The following is an 18,496-nucleotide window of genomic DNA, read 5'->3' as shown; positions in this document are numbered from 1 at the left end:
CAACTCGAAGCAAAGGAACGGGATTCACGTGCAGGTACTTGTCCGCGATAACAATGTCGATCAGGCGCTCCGCGCTCTTAAGAAAAAGATGCAGCGCGAAGGCATTTTCCGCGAAATGAAGATGCGTGACTTCTACGAAAAGCCGTCCCAGAAGCGTGCGCGCGAAAAGGCAGAAGCCGTCCGCCGCGTTCGCAAGCTGGCCCGCAAGCGGGCGCAGCGCGAAGGCATCGTGGCCCGCTGATCGTCTTTTTTTCGACGCTTTCCAATGCAAGTGGCGGAGGCGAGGGATCGCCGCCGCCATTTTGGTATGGACACCCAGTCCGTCGACAGTCTAGCGTGACAGCTGGCGACGGTCAGCCGCCGCACTCGCGTGCTCCGTAAACGGAAAGCCGATGGCTTTCGGGCCTTGTCGCATTGAGGGATCGACTTTGACACTTGCTGCCATGACTGCGGACGTCTCCGGCCTCACCACCGAGGAGGCGAACCGCCGCCACCAGCGCAAGCCGAAGCTTGCCGCCTTTCTCGTGCTCGGCTCGGCCCTGCTCATCGCAGGATGCCAGACCGACAAGCCCGAATCGATGTTCCGCGTCGAACGGGCTCAGGGCTCGGAAGAAAACATCGCCTCGCTCTCGAGCGTCATTGCCTCCAATCCGAGCGACCCCGAGGGCTACAATGTGCGCGGCTCGGCCTACGGGCGCGCCGGCGAATTCCGCCGGGCGGTCGCCGATTTCGACCAGGCGATCCAGCTCAACCCGCGCTTCTATCAGGCCTATGCCAATCGGGCGCTGGTTCAGCGCAACCTGGGCAACCAGCAGGCCGCTCTTGCGGATTACAATGCGGCACTGCAGATCAATCCGAATTACGATGTCGCCTATATCGGCCGCGGCAATCTCTACCGTCAGGCGAACCAGCTCGACGCCGCCTTCAACGACTTCAACAAGGCGATCGAACTCGATACGGCAGACCCCCGCGCCTACCACAATCGTGGCCTGATCTATCAGGCGCGCAATCAGCACGCGCAGGCTATCGAAGATTTCTCCAAGGCAATCTCGCTCTCGCCGAGCTCACCCGAACCCTATAACGGCCGCGGCATCTCCTATGTGGCGCAGGGCGACGACGACAACGCCTTCTCCGACTTCAACACTGCCATCAACCTGAATGGCAAGCTGGCCGAGTCCTGGGCGAACCAGGCGCTGATCTACGAGCGCCGCGGCGACAAGGCCAAGGCGGCGAAGTCCTATTCGCATGCCTTGTCGCTCGATCCCAAATACGAGCCGGCGCGTGCCGGCCTTGCCCGCGCCAAGGCGATGTCCTGAAACTTCGCCATCCTCCGTCGGACATCATACGCCCGCGGCCTTGTCGCGGGCGTTGTCGTTTCATCTGCGCCGATCAGGGTTGCGGAACCATCCTGAATTCAATCCGTTTGACCATGGCCTAGAGCACTTCCAGGAGAAGCGTAGCGGTTTTCCGTCCGGAAGCGCGCAGTTTCAAAGGGGTTCGAGCGTTTCACAGTTTGAATGAGCAGTGAAACGCTCCAGCACGGAGATCCGAGCCATGATTCGACAGACCCTCATTACCGCAATCGCCTTTGCGGCGCTCTCCGGAGCTGCCGCCGCCCAGAATTACGTCACGCTCGGGCGTCTCACATGCGGCTCGGAAGGCGGCACCGGGCTTATCGTCACCTCGACCAAGAACCTGATGTGCACCTTCTCGCCGGCGGATGGCTCGCCTGGAGGGGTTTATGCGGGCAAGATCACCAAGATCGGCCTGGATATCGGCTCCACCGGCAAAACCGTCATGATCTGGGACGTGCTGGCGAAAACCGGCACTCCGCTGAACGAATTTGCGCTGGCTGGCGAATATGTCGGTGTCGGCGCCGATGCGAGCTTCGCAGTCGGTGGCGGAGCGAAGGTCATTGCCGGCGGCACGAACAGGGCCTTCATGCTGCAACCGGTCAATGTCCAGGTGCAGGAGGGCCTGAATGTCGCCCTCGGCGTGGATCACCTGGTCCTGGCGCCGGCCGGCTGATCGCTTCGCGAGCGATGAAGCCGGCTCCTCTCCCCTCCTCCCGTCCGCGGCACATTGCGTGATCCGTACGGCCCACCTTGCGCGCCGCTGCAAGGCGCGGCACTGTGATGGTGATGATCGTTGCCGGACGCGGTAACGCCGGCACGACGGGATGCAGGATGAAGGAACAGCTGATCCGCGACATCGTTCAGTGGATGTCGGAAGAGGGAATTCGAGGCCTGAAGGAGCAGGACCTTCTTGCCGGCTTCTGTGGCCGGTGCCACGCCGCGGGCCTGCCCATAGATCGCGCGCTCGGCATCATCGACACGCTGCACCCGGAGTTCGAAGGGCGCGCCTTCCAGTGGAATAGCGAAAGCGACGAGGTTCCCGAGGTCGTGCAATACGGCTCGACCAGCGGCGGCGAGGCTCAGGCCAACTGGCAGCGCTCCGTCTTCTTCCATATGCTAAGGGACAATGAAACCGAGCGCCGCACCCGCCTTGCCGGGGAGAAGCATATTCCCTTCACCGTGCTCGACACGCTAAAGGCAGAGGGCCACACCGACTGCGTCAGCATGATTCATCACTTCACCGATCGCGGCCGCATAGGGCAGATGGACTGCCTGTACTCCTATTGGACCACAAAAAGGCAAGCCGGCTTCCGTGAGGAGGACATCGCGGCACTGAGAGTGCTGTTGCCCACCCTCGCGCTCGCCGTGAAGACGGCCTCGTGCATGCGCATCATCGGGACGCTTGCGGATGTCTATCTCGGCCGGGATGCCGGCCGCCGCGTCGTCGAGGGCAGCATCGAAAGGGGCTCGGCCGAGCGGATCGAAGCGGTCATGTGGTTCTCCGATCTGCGCAACTACACGCGCATAGCCGACAGCGTCGCGCCGGAGGATGTCATCCCCTTTCTGAACGACTATTCCGGCATGGTGATCACCGCCGTCCACGATCATGGCGGCAGCGTATTGAAGCTTATCGGCGACGGAGTGCTTGCCATCTTCAACGGCCGCAAACCGGCCGAGGCCTGCGGCGCCGCCATCGCGGCCGAGCGTCAACTGCGGGTCATGCTTTCGGAGTTGAACGCGCGGCGGCTAGATGAAGGAAAGCCGACCACCGACGTCTATCTCGGGCTGCACATCGGCGAGGTCTTCTATGGCAATATCGGCAGCCAGGACCGGCTGGATTTCACCGTCGTCGGACCAGCGGTCAACGAGGTGAGCCGTATCTCCGCCATGTGCCGCTCAGTCGAGCGACATGTGATCATGTCCTCGGAATTCATCGCGGCCTGCCCGGTCGAGCATCGCGCGAATGCCGTTTCGCTCGGCCGGTTTGCGCTCCGCGGCATTGCCAAAGCGAAGGAACTCTTCACCTGGGATCCGGAGATCGCGGGCGGCTGAGCGGAGCCGAGATACGGTGACGATAGCCGGTTCACGGCACAAAAGCCCCTCACCCTAACCCTCTCCCCGCAGGCGGCAGGGCTGTCCGGGGAAAGTTCCGGGTGAATCGAAATGTCGCAGGCGCATGCCCCGTCAGACGGCGTTTTTCCGTCTATTTTCTGGTTGTCGAGACTCAGAAAAGGAGACGGAGCATGCGGTTCACCCCTAGCATTTTCGCCCAGCTGCTGAAAGCGATTGATCGCCGCAGCTTTCAGGCGATTGTGGATCGTCATGCCGGGGATGCCTACGACAAGTGCTTTACCAGCTGGGATCATCTGGTGGCACTGATCTATGCCCAGTTGAGCGCCACGACCAGCCTGCGCGGGTTGGAGGCGAGCTTCAACGCCAACAGTCAGCATCATTACCATCTCGGCAGTGGCCGGCTGATGCGCTCGACGCTGTCGGACGCCAACCGCCGCCGCCCGGTCGCCGTCTTCGCCGAGACCTTCGCGCTTCTGGCCGGTCAGCTCGACCGGCAGACGCGCCGGGAGGGCACCAAGATGCTGCGGCTGATCGATTCGACCCCGATCCCGCTGGGTAAGCTGTACGATTGGGCCAAGTCGAACGGCCGCATCCGCGGCATGAAGCTGCATGTCGTCTATGATCCCAAGGCCGATTGTCCAGGCATCCTCGACATCACCGACGCCAACGTCAACGACGCCCAGATCGGCCGCACGATCACCATCGAAAAGGGCGCAACCTATGTCTTCGACAAGGGCTACTGCCATTACGGCTGGTGGACGGCGATCGCCGAAGCCGGCGCCAGTTTCGTCACCCGGCCGAAGACCAACATGGGACTGGCTTTGGTCGCTGAACGCCCCGTTGAGCAACCTCAAGGCGATGGCTTCCTGGTCCTCGAAGACAGCCAGGTCAGCCTCGCCAGCAAGGGCGATTCCAAGCTGCCGATCGGCTTGCGCCGGGTAATCGTCAAGCGCCAGGACGGCGATACGATCACGCTTCTGACCAACGACCTCGAGCGCTCCGCCGTCGAGATCGGCCAGCTCTATAAGGATCGCTGGCAGATCGAGCTTCTGTTCCGCTGGATCAAACAGCACCTCAAGATCCGCAAGTTCCTCGGCAACAACGACAACGCCATCCGCCTGCAGATCTTCGCGGCGATGATCGCCTATGCACTGTTGCGCATCGCCGCCCGCCTCGCCCGCGTCCCTCTACCGATCCTGCGCTTCACCGACCTCGTCACCCAGTGCCTGTTCCAGCGCAAAAGCATCGCCGAAATCCACAAGCCGCCGCAGGTCAATCCAAGCCGACCAAAACCCCGGACCATCCCAAACCAAATGGTCTTCCACTATGCATGAATTTTCCCCGGACAGCCCTGCCGCAGGCGGGGAGAGGGGACTTCGGCAGCGCGGCATATCCCTTCTCCCCGCCTGCGGGGGTGGCGGCAGCCGGATGAGGGGCCGGCCTCGCTCCCCCTCAGTGATTGATCGCCTTGACGATCTCTTCGGTCATCTTCTTGGCGTCGCCGAGCAGCATCATCGTGCCGTCCTTGTAGAACAGCGTGTTGTCGATGCCGGCATAGCCGGAGCCGAGCGAACGTTTGACGAAGAGGCAGGTCTTGGCCTTGTCGACGTCGAGGATCGGCATGCCGTAGATCGGCGAGGACTTGTCGTCGCGCGCCGCCGGATTGGTGACGTCGTTGGCGCCTATGACATAGGCGACGTCGGCCTGGGCGAATTCCGAATTGATGTCCTCCAGTTCGAACACCTCGTCATAGGGGACGTTCGCTTCGGCGAGCAGCACGTTCATATGACCGGGCATGCGGCCGGCGACCGGGTGGATCGCGTATTTCACCTCGACGCCGTTCTCCTTGAGCTTGTCGGCAAGCTCCCGGAGCGCGTGCTGTGCCTGGGCGACCGCCATGCCGTAGCCCGGCACGATGATCACTTTCGAGGCGTTCTGCATCAGGAAGGCGGCGTCGTCGGCCGAGCCCTGTTTCACCGTCCTCTGGACTCCGTCGTCGCCGCCGGCAGCCGCCGTCTCGCCGCCGAAGCCGCCCAGGATCACCGAGATGAAGGACCGGTTCATGCCCTTGCACATGATGTAGGAGAGGATCGCACCCGACGAGCCGACGAGCGCCCCGGTTATGATGAGCGCCAGGTTGCCGAGCGTGAAGCCGATGCCGGCCGCCGCCCAGCCGGAATAGGAGTTCAGCATCGACACGACGACCGGCATGTCCGCGCCGCCGATCGGAACGATGATCAGCACGCCGAGCGCCAGGGACAGCGCGACGATCGCCCAGAAGTCGAAATGGCTTTCGCTGAGCGCCAGCCCGATGATGAAGAAGACGACGAGCACGGCAAGCGCGAGGTTGATCGCGTGGCGGTAGGGCAGAAGGATGGGCTTCCCGGACATGCGGCCGTCCAGCTTCAGGAAGGCGATGATCGAGCCCGTGAAGGTGATGGCGCCGATTGCCACGCCGAGCGCCATTTCGACCAGCGCCTGCGCGGGGATCGAGCCGACCTCGCCGATGCCGAAGGAGGACGGGGCATAGAGTGCGGCGGCCGCCACCAGAACGGCGGCGAGACCGACGAGCGAGTGGAAGCCGGCCACGAGCTGCGGCATCGCCGTCATCGGGATGCGCTTTGCGATATAGGCGCCGGCACCGCCGCCGACCGCGAGACCGGCGACGATCAGGAGAAACCCGCCGATCGACGGCTGCGCCAGGAACAGCGTCGTAACGATCGCGATGCCCATGCCGACCATGCCGTAGGTATTGCCCTTGCGGCTGGTGGTCGGATGCGACAGGCCGCGCAGCGCCATGATGAAGAGCACGCCCGAGACGAGATAGAGGAAGGCAGCGAAATTAGCGTTCATCGGGCCGCCTCACTTTTCTTTTTTCTTGTACATGGCGAGCATGCGCTGGGTGACCAGGAAACCGCCGAAGATGTTCACCGAAGCAAGTACCAGTGCGACGAAGCCGAAGCCGGTGGCAAGCCCCGAGGCGGAGATCCCGACCGCGAGCAAGGCGCCGACGACGATCACCGACGAGATCGCATTGGTCACCGCCATCAGGGGCGTATGCAGCGCCGGCGTCACCGACCAGACGACGTAGTAGCCGACGAAGATGGCCAGCACGAAGATCGCGAGGCGGAAGACGAAGGGATCGATCGCGCCGCCGGTCGCGCCATGCGCCACCGCTCCGGCCGCATCGGGCACGTATTCGGCGGCGGTCTTCACCGCCTCGACCGCCCGCTCGAGATCGGTCAGTGCCTTGTCCAGAAGTTCGTTTGCCATCTTACTTCTCCCCCCTCATGGCACCGCCGAAGGCCGGGTGCACGACTGCCCCGCCATGGGTCAGCGCCGTGGCCTTGACGAGCTCGTCCTCCATGTTCAATGCCAGCGCCTTCGTCTCCTTCGAGACCATCGTCTCCAGGAAGGTCACGAGGTTCTTGGCGTAGAGCAGCGAGGCGGAAGCGGCGATGCGGCCCGCCACGTTCAGATGGCCGACGATCCTGACGCCCCCGACCTCCGTCACCTTGCCGGCTTCGGCCCCCTCGATATTGCCGCCGCGCTCGACCGCGAGGTCGACGACGACCGATCCGGGCTTCATGGAATCGAGCATTTCGCGGGTCACGAGCCGCGGCGCCGGGCGGCCGGGGATCAGCGCCGTGGTGATGACGATGTCCTGCTTGGCAATGTGCTCGGCGACGAGCGCCGCCTGCTTGGCCTGATACTCCCGAGACATTTCCTTGGCATAGCCGCCGGCGGTCTCGGCCGCCTTGAACTCCTCGTCCTCCACGGCGATGAACTTGGCGCCGAGAGAGGCTACCTGCTCCTTTGCGGCGGGGCGAACGTCCGTCGCCGAGACGACCGCGCCCAGGCGGCGGGCGGTAGCGATCGCCTGCAGGCCGGCAACGCCCGCGCCCATGACGAAGATCTTGGCCGCCGGCACGGTGCCGGCAGCGGTCATCATCATCGGCAGCGCGCGGTCATATTCGTAAGCGGCGTCGATCACCGCCTGATAACCGGCAAGGTTTGCCTGGCTGGAAAGCACGTCCATGGATTGGGCGCGGGTGATGCGCGGCATCAGCTCCATGGCGAAGGTTGTGAGGCCCGCGCCGGCCATGGCCGATATCGCTTCCTCGTTACCGTAGGGGTCCATGATGGCGATGACGACAGCGCCGGACCGGTAGCCGGAAATCTCGTGCGCACTCGGCCGACGGACCTTGAGGATCACGTCGGCGGTTTTCGCATCCGCCGCCGTACCGACACGCGCACCGGCCTTCTCGTATTCCTGATCGGGTATGCGTGAACCGAGGCCGGCACCCGCTTCGACAACCACGTCGAAGCCAAGCGACTTCAGTTTTTTCACGCTTTCGACGGAACCGGCAACGCGTCCCTCGTTCGGATCCGATTCCTTGGCGATAAAGACGATCTCGCTCACAAATCCCCCTCCCCGGTCCGCCCCGGCTGGCCGGGTTGCGGACGTTGTCCTCCAGGCGACAGCATTGCACGCCGCCTCTTCACTCACACGGTCCCCGAATCGAGCCGATTTCGGGAGAGAACCATGCGGCACCTCAATGCGCTACAGCGACCTTAGTGCACCCTGGGCGCATCGTCGTAGCGACAGAACTCCTCCTGCGGGGCGGAAACATCCGCCGCCGAGACGATACTCCCACGTGGGTGCGGGAAAAACTCGATCGGCCCGCGACAAAGATGGGGACCCCCTCCCCATCTTCGGCGGGACGGATCAGCGACGCCGGTCAGCGAAGAAAGAAGTAACCGGCAACGTTGATGAGAATGAAAAGAACGAGCGAGCTGAAAAAGCCCATCGTCGTGAAGAAAGCAGCAGCCATCGCAATCAGCAGCGCGACGCAAAACAGAGTGCCGTATTTCGTGGCGCTGATGAAGAAATCATATGTCTTCTCATGCTCGGAATAGTCCATCGGAGCGCCCGTTTCGACCGGTCCCGAATGATGCTCTGCCATCGTCCAATTCTCCAAAATTCTGCGGCACCGCCGATGGCGGCCTTGTCTTATCCACCCATGACCGCTTGCCCGCGAGGCGCAATCGGTTCCTTTAGCTCCGCATACACAATGCGCCGCCCCTTCGCAACGAAAACCGCCCCGCGAGCCCTGCGGCATAATCGATAGTGCGGCCGGCGCAGGGGCGACATTGCGCCGAAAGGCGTCAGGCGGTCCGCTCGGCAACCGGTTCCGGCATGCCATGCCCGCACAGGACGGCCACGGCAGAGGCGGGCATCGGGGCCGCGAAGACAAAGCCCTGGATCAGATCGGCGCAATTGTACTCGTTTATGAGCTGCAGCTGTTCGGCCGTCTCGACCCCCTCGACGACCGCCTTGAGCTCCAGGGCGCGGGCAAGATTGACCGTGCCGAGCAGGAGTTTGAAGCGCCGGGAATTCACATGGATGTCGCGCACGAAGGACCGGTCGACCTTGATGATGCTGACCGGAAGCGCATCGAGGTAGCTGAGGCTCGAATAACCGGTTCCGAAATCGTCTATCGCGATCGCCATGCCGCGCTCGCGCAGCTCCCGAAGCACGGCCTGGACCTTGACGGGCTCGTCCATCAGGCAGCTTTCGGTGACTTCGAGATGCAAGCGGGCGGGGTTGAGGCCGCTCTCTGCAAGTGCTTCCGCCACGATCGCGACGATCTCGTCCCCGTGAAGGTCGAGAACTGAGAGATTGACCGAAACCGCCACCTCGGCCGGCCAAGTCAGACAATCGCGGCAGGCATGCCGCACAACGAAGCGCGTTATGTCCGTGACAAGCCCCATCTCTTCGGCAAGCTGGATGAAAATGTCGGGCGGGACTGGGCCGCGCTCCGGATGAGTCCAGCGCGCCAGCGCTTCGCAGCTTACGACACGCGATCCATCCGGCGTGAACATCGGCTGGTAGGCAAGGCTGAGATCGCCTCTCCCAATCGCTTCGCGCAGGTCGCTCTTGAGCTTCTGGCGGTCGAGGTAGCGCCCTTCCATCTCGGCCTCGAAGGCGGTGCAGCCGCCGTTGTTTCGGGCCTTGGCCTCGGATAGCGCCAGATCGGCCTTGATCTGTAGTTCCTCTAACCGGAATTCGCTCTTCCTCACAATGACGAACCCGGCATTCATCGCCATGTTGAAGGTGAAACCGTCGGCCATATAGGTGCCGTGCAGCTTCGCATGGACGGCGCGAATCCGTTCCTCCAGACCGGAACGGCCCACCCTGTTATGAAAGAACACGACGAACTCGTCGCCCATCAGCCGGGCGGCGATCGCCTCACTGCCTGCGAGACCCTTGAGACGATCGGCAATGGCCTGAAGAAGCTTGTCGCCGACGACGTGGCCTCTCGTGTCATTGACGTGCTTGAATTCGGCGATGTCTACGAGCAGGAGGCCGATGTCGCGATCATGCGCCGTGCCGGCCGCAACCGCATTGTGGGTGAGCTCGGCGAAATAGTCCCGGCTCGGCAGACCGGTGAGCGTGTCGAAGCGCACCATCTGCAGAACCTGCCTTTCTGCCTGAACGCGCGCCGTCACGTCTTCGAAGATAAGAACGATTTCGCCGTTCTCGCGGCGGTTCGCCGAGAATTCGAGAAGGAGCTCCTCCGATATGGTGACGAGCGCGCGCGAACGCTTTCCCTCGATCAGCAGGTCCAGCTGCCGCGCTATGCTGTCGCTTCTTTCCGGGTCGAGCGCCAGCGCATCGCTCCCGCGCTCGAGGGCATCACCGAGCAGCCAACCTTTGAGTTGCGCCTTGTCGCCTAGGTGTAGAAGTTCGCAGGCACGCTCGTTCGCCACCACGATGCGATGCCGGTCGTCCAGCATGAAAAGACCGTGAGTCATGTTGTTGAGTGCCGCGTCGAACTGCCCCGCGATCGTCTTCGTTTCCAGTGCCGCAAGGACGTTCTCGTCCCGGGCTGCGAGGATTTTTTCGAAAAGATAGCCGCGCACATTATTCGCCATCATCCAGGTCGTCAGGATGAAGGGCACGATCAGAACCGCGAGGACGGCCATGAAGGGATCGCCCAGCGACAGGGCGCCGATCATCATCGGCAGGCAGGCCGAAGACGACAGAAGCAGTACCGCCCGCTCGGAACCGTAGTTGCGGCCCACCAGTGAGATCATCGAGGCAAGCGTCACCGACACGCATGCAACCTGGGAAAACACGTCCCGGGTGACCGCTATCGCATATCCGCAGGCGATGCCGCAGGTCAGCGTAACGGCGACGCCGCCGACGATGTAGCGGTTCTCCCACATTCTGATGGCCGCGTAGTCCGCCCCGGACAGATCCAGCTGGTCGAAGCGCATCATGTCGAGATTGCGCACGATCCACAGGACGACGATCGCGACGGTGCAGCCGAGATAGAGCGTGTCGGAGGTCTTCAGAAAGACAAGCAGGAAGGTCACGACATGCGATAGCATGCCGATCACCAACGTCCCTCGATTCTGGTAGAGCGAGCTTACGAACGACAGATAGATGTCTGCCGGAAGAGCGCCCCGTTCATTGCGGGTCATGAACCTAAGCTCCGGTTTGCCGGATTGTTAGGGTCGAGGACTTAACGAAAGATTGCCCCGGCAGATATTGGCCCCTGTCGGTATCAGCGTTTCGGATATGTGTCCCCGTGCTATGCGCGACGTTACAGTCGCCGACTGGCGACGGTGTCCGAGCTCTCCCCCAGTTGACTTTTTGAGGGTTCTGGCGGCAAGGCTTTTGCGGATAATAACCGGAGTCTGACGATGTCGAAACCTGTCGTTGCCATCCCCTGCGATTTCCGCGAATTCGACGGCAATGTCTGGCATGTTGCCGCCCACCAATATGTCCGCGCGGCGGTCGAGGGCGCCGGGCTGATGGTGTTTCTCGTTCCCGCTCTGGAGGCCGGGAACGATGTGGACGAGATTCTCGACCGCGTCGACGGCGTGCTCGCCAGCGGCGCCCGCTCCAACGTCCACCCTTCGCTCTATGGCAGCGAGGCGAGCGAAGCGGACGGGCCTTTCGACCCGGGCCGCGATGCGACCAGCCTGCCGCTGATCCGCCGCGCACTCGACCGCGGCGTCCCCCTGTTCGCGATCTGCCGCGGCATACAGGAGCTCAATGTCGCGCTTGGCGGCACGCTTGCGAGCGAGATCCAGGAGCAGCCCGGCATCTGGGACCACCGCAAGCCGGAGGTTCCGGATCTCGATGTCGCCTATGGCATTCGCCAGGATGTGGTCGTGAAGGAAGGAAGCTGTCTGGCCCCGGTCCTCGGCACCGGCCGCGTAAGGGTCAATTCGCTGCATCGCCAGGCGATCGGCGCCGCCGCTCCGCGCCTTGCGGTCGAAGCCGTGGCCGACGACGGGACCATCGAGGCGGTCTCGGTCATCGGCGCCAAGGCCTTCGCCGTCGGCGTGCAGTGGCATCCCGAATACTGGGTTCGGACCGACGCCCCGTCGGCCGCCCTGTTCAAGGCCTTCGGCGATGCCGCACGCGCCTATCGTGAGAGCAAGGCCCGTTAGTTTTGGATCGCTCTACGCCGGAACGGCGTCTCGGCCACCGGTGTCAAAGCTTCACCGGTCGAGAACCATGCCTTCAGGTTGTCGACGACGAGATCGGACATGGCGTTGCGGGTGACGACCGAGGCCGACGCCACGTGCGGCAGCAGAGAGACGTTCGGAAACGAGAGCAGCGCCTCGGGAACATTGGGCTCGTTCTCGAAGACGTCGAGGCCGGCGCCGGCAATGGTGCCGTTCTGAAGTGCGGTGACGAGCGCCGCCTCGTCCACCGTCGAGCCGCGACCCACATTGATCAGCACGCCCTTCGGGCCGAGCGCCGAAAGGACATCGGCATTGACCGCTTTCAGCGTGCTCGCTGTTCCGGGCACGATGACGACGAGCGTGTCGACGGCCTCGGCCATACCCACGAGGGTCGGATGATAGGTGAAGCCGAGGCCTTCGCGCGGCGTGCGCGTGTGGTAGGCGATCGAGACGCCGAAGGCTTCGAGCCGCCGTGCGATCGCGAGGCCGATCCGGCCGAGGCCGAACAGCCCGACCGTACGGCCGCGGAGCGAAAGCGGGGATAGCGGGAAGGCCCCCTCGCGCACCCAGCGGCCCTGGCGCAGCCATTGCTCGGCCTGCGGCAGGAGGCGCAGCGTGTTGAGGAGGAGGCCGATGGCCGTGTCGGCGACTTCCTCGGTCAGGACATCAGGCGTATTGGTGACGACAATCCCTCGGGCTGCTGCACGCGAGACATCGACGCCGTCGTAGCCGACGCCGAAATTCGCAACGATCTCGAGGCTGGGGAATGCATCCATCAGCGGCACCGGCAGCTTGCCCGAAACGGCAATGCCGGAAACGTCGCGCATGTCGGCTGTCACGAGGGCCGCATCGGCGCGCTCGATGCGCACGGTCTCGAACATTTCCGGCAATCGTTCGAGGACCCTCGGGTTGATCTTGCCGGGCACGAGAATTCTAGGACGACTCATCGGGTTTCCTTTCCGGACATGGCGGGAATGCGGACGAACACTCACGCATCCTGTTCAGACTCGGAGGGATCGATCAAGCCGTTACGCGCAGCGGGCCGGTCGACTGGCGGATGCGCATTTCCGGTTTGATCAGATGGATGCCGTCGGGTTCGTGGCTGCCGGAAAGCTTGTCCAGGAGCGCGCGCGCAGCACTGCGCCCCACCTCCGCCTGGCCGTTCCAGACGGTCGTCAGCGCCGGCGTCGCGATCGACGCTTCCTCGAGATCGTCGTAGCCGGTGACGGAGATGTCGACGCCCGGCACGAGGCCGGCGCGGGCAATGCCGTTCATCATGCCGATGGCGACGAGATCGTTCCAGCAGACGACCGCGGTGGGCTTCTGCGGCAGCGAAAGGAGATGCACCGCGGCCTCGAAACCGCCCTGCTTGGAGCGCGGCCCCGGGATGCGCAGGTCCGGGTCGACCTCGATATTCGCCTTGCGCAGCGCGTTGACGTAGCCCTGGTAGCGGTCGCGGCCGGTCGAGGTCTGGTCCGTTCCCCCGACCATCGCGATGCAGCGATGGCCGAGCCCGATGAGATGATTGGTCGCCAGCGAAATGCCATAGGCGTCGTCGCCGCGGAAGATGGGGACATCGAGCCCCTCGATCGAGCGGGCGATCAGGATCGCCGGCATGCCGTTGTCCTCGGCAAGCTGAATGTCCTGCGGCGGCGTGCCGATAGCGGGCGACATGATGACGCCATCGCCACCGAGCTGCAGCAGCGTCTCGATGAAATCGCGCTGCTTCTCGACGGAATCGTAGTGGTTGGACAGAATGAAGGTCTGCTTGTCGCGATCGAGCTCAGCCTCGATCGCCTTGAGGATCTCACCGTAGAACGGGTTCATGATGTCGTGCACGACGACACCGATGATGCCCGAGCGCGACGTCCTGAGACTTGCGGCACGGCGGTTGTAGATGTAGCCGAGTGCGCGCGCCTGTTCCTTGATCTTGTCGCGTGTGACCGCCGCCACCAGCGGGCTGTCGCGCAATGCCAGGGATACCGTCGCCGTCGAAAGGCCGAGTGTTTCCGCGATTGTAGAAAGCTTGACCTTTTGCGCCACCATATCCCCCGTTGCAGTCGCTGCCGTCAGCCAGTTTAAATTCCTTTAAACTGTTTAAATTATCGCTGCAATCGGGAAGTTCAAGCCGCCCGGTTCTCAAACCCCGGCTCAATCCGCAGCTCTGGCGGCCTGCAGATTGCTGTCGACGGCGCGCAGGAGCTTCATGAGGGTGCGCACCTGCTTGTCGGTCAGACCGCGTGTTGCGAGCTTCTCGGAATGCTGGCCCGCTTCCGCGATGATCTGCAGACGATCACGGCCGAGCTCTGTCAGATAGACCTTGGTCAGCCGGGCATCGTCCCTGTCCGGCCGGCGTTCGAGGAAGCCCTGCGCTTCCATGCGGCCGATCGTGCGCGTCATCGTCGGTGCCTTAACCCCGAGCTTGCCCGCCAGCGCGCCGGCCGTGAGCCCGTCGGTTTCGGCAAGGGCGAGCATGACGCCGTCCTGCCCGGCATAAAGGCCGCTTGCGACGAGATTGCGAGAGAGCACCGTGCGCATCGAGCGGGCCGCCTGGACGAGAACCGAAGCAAGATCGTGATCGTTCGCCTCGGCGACGATCTCGTCCTTCTTCTTGCCGTTCTTGCCCTTCCTTTCGGCTTTGCTCTTCTTGCCCATTGGACCTCCCGCCGAATCCCCTACACTACACTTATAGCAATAAGGCTTGAGTTTACGAACTGTATGACTCAAATAACGATTTTACGACAAACCACGCCGAGGGCCGAGTAGAAATGTCGTTGCCGAAGCCCCGATGGACCGACAATTCCGCCGCACTCGAACCCGTCGAGCGGCGGGACTGGATCGCGGTGCTCCCGCTCGGCGCACATGAACAGCACGGGCCGCATCTCCCCTTCGAAACGGACCGGCTGATCGCGGCGGGCATCGTCGAGCGCGTCATCGCCGCACTCCCCCAAGCACTGCCCGTGACCTTCCTGCCTGTCGAACCGGTCGGCTATTCGATCGAACACATGGATGTTTCCGGCACTCGCACGCTCGCCTATGACGAGGCGATCGAACGTTGGCTCGGCATCGCCGAGGGGCTCGCCGGACTCGGCATCCGCAAGTTCGTGATGCTGAACGCGCATGGCGGCAATTCGCCCCTGATGACCATCGTAGCGACGGAGGCGCGGATACGCTTCAGGATGCTGGCCGTGGCGACGAGCTGGACACGCTTCGGACAGCCGGATGGCTGGATCAGCGCCAAGGACAAGGCGGTCGACATCCATGGCGGCGATATCGAGACCTCGGTCATGCTGGCGCTCCATCCGGACAAGGTGGATATGGCGAAGGCCCGCGCCTTCCCTTCGCGCCAGGGCGAATTCGCGCTTTCCTTCAAGCATCTGCGCGCTTACGGCCCGCACGCTTTCGGCTGGAAGATGTCGGATCTGAACCCAGACGGCGTCGCCGGCAATGCCGCCGCCGCCACCGCCGAGCGCGGCGAAGCGCTGCTTGCGCATGCGGCAAAAGGCATCATCGAGCTGCTCGAGGATGTGAACGCCTTCGATGCCGGCGAGCTCGACTGATTTTTTCTCCCCCGTCGATCGCGACACAGGTCTGTATTTGCGCATCGCCACCTCATCTCTTATATGAGAACCCAACCATCGATGCCCGCGGCGCATCGCCAACCCTCGAGGTTCCCATGACCGAAACATCCGCGCAGAAGCCGATCCCCGTCACCGTGCTCACGGGCTATCTCGGCTCCGGCAAGACGACGCTTCTGAACCGCATCCTCAGCGAGAATCATGGCCGCAAATATGCGGTCATCGTCAACGAGTTCGGCGAGATCGGCATCGATAACGACCTGATCGTAGAGTCCGACGAGGAAATCTACGAGATGAACAACGGCTGCGTCTGCTGCACCGTTCGAGGCGACCTGATCCGTGTCGTCGAAGGACTGATGCGCCGTCCCGGACGCTTCGACGCGATCATCGTCGAGACCACCGGCCTTGCCGACCCGGTGCCGGTCGCGCAGACCTTCTTCATGGATGACGACGTTCGCGCCAAGACCGAACTGGACGCCGTCGTGGCGCTCGTCGACGCCAAGCACCTGCCGCTGCGTCTGAAGGACAGCCGCGAGGCCGAGGACCAGATCGCCTTCGCCGACGTGGTGCTCCTCAACAAGACCGACCTCGTGACGCCGGAGGAACTCGAGCGCGTCGAGGCGACCGTGCGCGTCATCAATCCGTCCGCCCGTATCTATCGCACGCAGCGCTCCGAGATCGACCTCGGAAAGGTGCTCGACCAGGGGGCCTTCAATCTCGACAGGGCGCTCGAAAACGATCCCCACTTCCTCGATCAGGAGGATCACGACCACGTTTGCGGTCCCGATTGCGACCACGATCACCACCATCATGATCACCACCATCATGATCATGATCATGATCATGATCACGACCACGACCACCATCACCATCACCATCACGACGGTCCCTCGCCGATCCATGACGTGACGGTGCAGTCGATTTCGCTGCGCGGGGGCGAAATGAATCCGGATCGTTTCTTCCCCTGGATCCAGAAGATCACCCAGACCGACGGTCCGAACATCCTGCGCCTCAAGGGCATCATCGCCTTTGCCGGCGATGCGGAGCGTTATGTCGTCCAGGGCGTTCACATGATCATCGAAGGCGATCACCAGCGCCCGTGGAAAGACGGCGAGAAGCGCGAAAGCAGGCTCGTCTTCATCGGCCGCGATCTCGACCGCGAGAAGATCGAGCGCACCTTCAAGGCGTGCGAAGTCCAGGCATGATCCCGGAAGATGGCGCCCGGCTTCGGGATAAGTTCATGATGAAAAAAGAAAGCCCGTCCAACTGATGCCGACCGTCGCTCCGCTCGATCTCGAAGGCCACGTCGTCGGCGTGGCTTTCCTCAAGGATGTTCCCTTCTTCGCCGGGGCCGCCGGCACGATCCACCGGCTCGATCACGGCCACAAGACGACCGAAGCACATGACGGGCTGCTGTCCTTCGTTGTCGACGAGGCGAACGACACGCTGCTGACCGGCGGCGAAGACGGCAAGGTAATGCGCATTTCGGCAGACGGCACGGCGAGCCTCGTTGCCGACACGGGTCGCAAATGGATCTCGCAAGTTGCGGCCGGACCGCAAGGTGCGGTCGCTTACGCCTACGGCAAGACGACGCATGTCCGCCTTTCCGACGGTACCACCAGGGAATTTCCCGAGCAGCGGACCGTCGAAGGCATCGCCTTCGCACCCAAGGGCCTGAGGATCGCCGCCGCGCGATACAACGGCGTCTCGCTGCACTGGGTGGCCATGGCAGGCCAGCCGGTCGATCTCGAATGGAAGGGCGCCCACACAGGCGTCACCTTCTCTCCCGACGGACGCTTCGTCGTCACCGCAATGCAGGAAAATGCGCTGCATGGCTGGAAGCTCGACGCGAAGCCCGGCGCCGAGGCGCGGCACATGCGCATGACCGGCTATCCGGCCAAGGTGAAGTCACTCTCCTGGTCTGCGAAGGGCAAGTGGCTCGCCTCGTCCGGCGCGCCGGCAGCGATCGTCTGGCCGTTTCAGGGCAAGGACGGACCGATGGGCAAGGCGCCGCTCGAGCTCGGCACCCGCGCCAACATAATGGTGACGACAGTCGCCTGCCACCCGGCAGACGATATCGTCGCCATCGGCTATGAGGATGGCATGATCCTCGCCGCCCGCTTCGCGGACAGCAAGGAAGTGCTGTTGCGTCGCCCGGGCAATGGCGCGATCACCGCCATGGCCTGGAACAAGAGCGGCCGCCAACTCGCCTTCGGATCGGCGGCGGGCGATTGCGGTGTGGTGGATATCGCCGGGTAGCAGGCGTGAATGCATGCAATCCGCCGCTGCGGCGAAAAGGCGGGGGCAAGCCGGATGAGGGCCAGCGCCGCCTGTTCCTCACCACTCCAGTTCAAGATGCGGCCGCCCATCCGAGGTCCTCTCGACCGTCCGCCCGCTTTCATCGATGGTGGCGGTGACCCGTTGTCGGAAAGCGGAGAAGCTCTCGAATGTGACGACGTCGACAGGCTCGTCGAACTTGAACGTCAGCCGATAACGTCGCGGTTTCGCGCTGATCGCCTGGGCCGAGAGGATTTCCGCTTCGAAAGCCTGGCCGAGATAACGGCCTTTGACCCGCGCCCCGAGCATCCATGGGTTGAAAGCAGGCCGGTTGCCGACGGCCGCGTGCAGCGTGTTCCAATCGCGATAGCCATACTGGGCGGCGACCAGCTCGAGCGACTTGGAGTGGGTGACTTCGTCACCCTCCGACGCAAGCCGGGATCTCAGGCGTCTGGCCTGGTCCTTCAGCGCATCGAGCGAGGGAAGGCTTCGTAATTCATGCGTCATGACAGGGTCTCCTGTTACGGCATGCATTTCTGGATGGGTGTCCGCATTGCCATCGGCAGCATGCCGCTCGGCGTGACCGTGTCGAAAAGAGAGACTTCACCGAAGCTTGACGCTCGCGGACGGCAGGGGCCCTCGCCCGGCGCCTGAATAGGGGAAACCATGCAGGCTGTCAAACGCGCGGGCCGCCGGCGATGGCCACTTGCACGCACGCGACAGCTA

General features: G+C 63.2%; 19 protein-coding genes. 10 read left to right on the top strand and 9 right to left on the bottom strand.

Going from position 1 to position 18,496, the window contains the following annotated elements:
• The first annotated feature begins 28 nt into the window (after nt 1-28).
• The 5 genes from rpsU to M1D34_RS00610 all read left to right on the top strand — a co-directional run bounded on the left by rpsU (nt 29) and on the right by M1D34_RS00610 (nt 4,762).
• Nucleotides 29-241 carry a 30S ribosomal protein S21 gene (gene rpsU, locus M1D34_RS00630; RefSeq protein ID WP_003533884.1) on the top strand — a complete coding sequence of 71 codons (213 nt, stop codon included), beginning with the start codon at nt 29-31 and terminating at the stop codon, nt 239-241.
• 151 nt (nt 242-392) lie between these two features.
• Nucleotides 393-1,316: a tetratricopeptide repeat protein gene (locus M1D34_RS00625; RefSeq protein WP_050543923.1), complete on the top strand. Its 924-nt coding sequence runs from the start codon at nt 393-395 to the stop codon at nt 1,314-1,316.
• 238 nt (nt 1,317-1,554) lie between these two features.
• Nucleotides 1,555-2,028 carry a DUF992 domain-containing protein gene (locus tag M1D34_RS00620; protein WP_003533879.1) on the top strand — a complete coding sequence of 158 codons (474 nt, stop codon included), beginning with the start codon at nt 1,555-1,557 and terminating at the stop codon, nt 2,026-2,028.
• 107 nt (nt 2,029-2,135) lie between these two features.
• A complete protein-coding gene (locus M1D34_RS00615; RefSeq protein WP_498780181.1) occupies nt 2,136-3,407 on the top strand; it encodes an adenylate/guanylate cyclase domain-containing protein in 1,272 nt (423 codons plus the stop codon).
• Nucleotides 3,408-3,598: 191 nt separating this feature from the next.
• On the top strand, nt 3,599-4,762 hold the full coding sequence (locus M1D34_RS00610; RefSeq protein WP_498779691.1) for an IS4-like element ISRm16 family transposase: 1,164 nt from the start codon (nt 3,599-3,601) through the stop codon (nt 4,760-4,762).
• Between the two features lie 118 nt (nt 4,763-4,880).
• Here M1D34_RS00610 and M1D34_RS00605 read toward each other — a convergent pair whose 3' ends face one another.
• The 5 genes from M1D34_RS00605 to M1D34_RS00585 form a co-directional block, all read right to left on the bottom strand.
• Nucleotides 4,881-6,281 carry an NAD(P)(+) transhydrogenase (Re/Si-specific) subunit beta gene (locus M1D34_RS00605; protein ID WP_028009841.1) on the bottom strand — a complete coding sequence of 467 codons (1,401 nt, stop codon included), beginning with the start codon at nt 6,279-6,281 and terminating at the stop codon, nt 4,881-4,883.
• A gap of 9 nt (nt 6,282-6,290) precedes the next feature.
• Nucleotides 6,291-6,701, bottom strand: coding sequence for an NAD(P) transhydrogenase subunit alpha part 2 (locus M1D34_RS00600; protein ID WP_003528932.1), 411 nt, complete (start codon nt 6,699-6,701; stop codon nt 6,291-6,293).
• Between the two features lies 1 nt (nt 6,702).
• Nucleotides 6,703-7,851 (bottom strand): Re/Si-specific NAD(P)(+) transhydrogenase subunit alpha, encoded by a 1,149-nt coding sequence (locus tag M1D34_RS00595; protein ID WP_498780178.1) that lies wholly within the window; start codon nt 7,849-7,851, stop codon nt 6,703-6,705.
• A gap of 319 nt (nt 7,852-8,170) precedes the next feature.
• Nucleotides 8,171-8,395, bottom strand: coding sequence for an aa3-type cytochrome c oxidase subunit IV (locus M1D34_RS00590; protein WP_003528928.1), 225 nt, complete (start codon nt 8,393-8,395; stop codon nt 8,171-8,173).
• 202 nt (nt 8,396-8,597) lie between these two features.
• Entirely contained in the window at nt 8,598-10,919 is a 2,322-nt protein-coding gene (locus tag M1D34_RS00585) for a putative bifunctional diguanylate cyclase/phosphodiesterase (RefSeq protein ID WP_498780176.1), read from the bottom strand.
• Between the two features lie 222 nt (nt 10,920-11,141).
• Here M1D34_RS00585 and M1D34_RS00580 point away from each other — a divergent pair, with 222 nt between their 5' ends.
• Nucleotides 11,142-11,897: a gamma-glutamyl-gamma-aminobutyrate hydrolase family protein gene (locus M1D34_RS00580; RefSeq protein ID WP_498780174.1), complete on the top strand. Its 756-nt coding sequence runs from the start codon at nt 11,142-11,144 to the stop codon at nt 11,895-11,897.
• Here the strand turns inward: M1D34_RS00580 and M1D34_RS00575 are convergent.
• The 3 genes from M1D34_RS00575 to M1D34_RS00565 form a co-directional block, all read right to left on the bottom strand.
• Nucleotides 11,894-12,862, bottom strand: coding sequence for a 2-hydroxyacid dehydrogenase (locus M1D34_RS00575; protein ID WP_498780172.1), 969 nt, complete (start codon nt 12,860-12,862; stop codon nt 11,894-11,896). The two genes, M1D34_RS00580 and M1D34_RS00575, sit on opposite strands and share 4 nt — an antisense overlap.
• A 73-nt stretch (nt 12,863-12,935) precedes the next feature.
• Nucleotides 12,936-13,958, bottom strand: coding sequence for a LacI family DNA-binding transcriptional regulator (locus M1D34_RS00570; RefSeq protein ID WP_003528919.1), 1,023 nt, complete (start codon nt 13,956-13,958; stop codon nt 12,936-12,938).
• 108 nt (nt 13,959-14,066) lie between these two features.
• A complete protein-coding gene (locus M1D34_RS00565) occupies nt 14,067-14,570 on the bottom strand; it encodes a MarR family winged helix-turn-helix transcriptional regulator (RefSeq protein WP_003528917.1) in 504 nt (167 codons plus the stop codon).
• Between the two features lie 113 nt (nt 14,571-14,683).
• Between M1D34_RS00565 and M1D34_RS00560 the strand changes: the two genes are divergently transcribed.
• The 3 genes from M1D34_RS00560 to M1D34_RS00550 all read left to right on the top strand — a co-directional run bounded on the left by M1D34_RS00560 (nt 14,684) and on the right by M1D34_RS00550 (nt 17,752).
• Nucleotides 14,684-15,475, top strand: a complete 792-nt coding sequence (locus M1D34_RS00560) for a creatininase family protein (protein WP_027992168.1) — start codon at nt 14,684-14,686, stop codon at nt 15,473-15,475.
• Nucleotides 15,476-15,591: 116 nt separating this feature from the next.
• The gene (locus M1D34_RS00555) at nt 15,592-16,698 is read left to right on the top strand and encodes a CobW family GTP-binding protein (protein WP_017276041.1); all 1,107 of its coding nucleotides are present in this window, start codon (nt 15,592-15,594) and stop codon (nt 16,696-16,698) included.
• A gap of 64 nt (nt 16,699-16,762) precedes the next feature.
• Entirely contained in the window at nt 16,763-17,752 is a 990-nt protein-coding gene (locus M1D34_RS00550) for a WD40 repeat domain-containing protein (protein WP_010970256.1), read from the top strand.
• Nucleotides 17,753-17,830: 78 nt separating this feature from the next.
• Here M1D34_RS00550 and M1D34_RS00545 read toward each other — a convergent pair whose 3' ends face one another.
• Nucleotides 17,831-18,277: a glyoxalase superfamily protein gene (locus M1D34_RS00545; RefSeq protein WP_003528909.1), complete on the bottom strand. Its 447-nt coding sequence runs from the start codon at nt 18,275-18,277 to the stop codon at nt 17,831-17,833.
• Here M1D34_RS00545 and M1D34_RS00540 point away from each other — a divergent pair.
• Complete coding sequence (locus tag M1D34_RS00540) at nt 18,269-18,424, top strand: hypothetical protein (RefSeq protein WP_014529910.1); 156 nt, start codon at nt 18,269-18,271, stop codon at nt 18,422-18,424. The genes M1D34_RS00545 and M1D34_RS00540 overlap by 9 nt on opposite strands.
• The last annotated feature ends 72 nt before the right edge of the window (nt 18,425-18,496 follow it).

Source organism: Ensifer sp. D2-11 (assembly GCF_054161295.1).
Note: the sequence above shows the minus strand (reverse complement) of the source record. Positions and strands in the feature narration are given on the sequence as shown.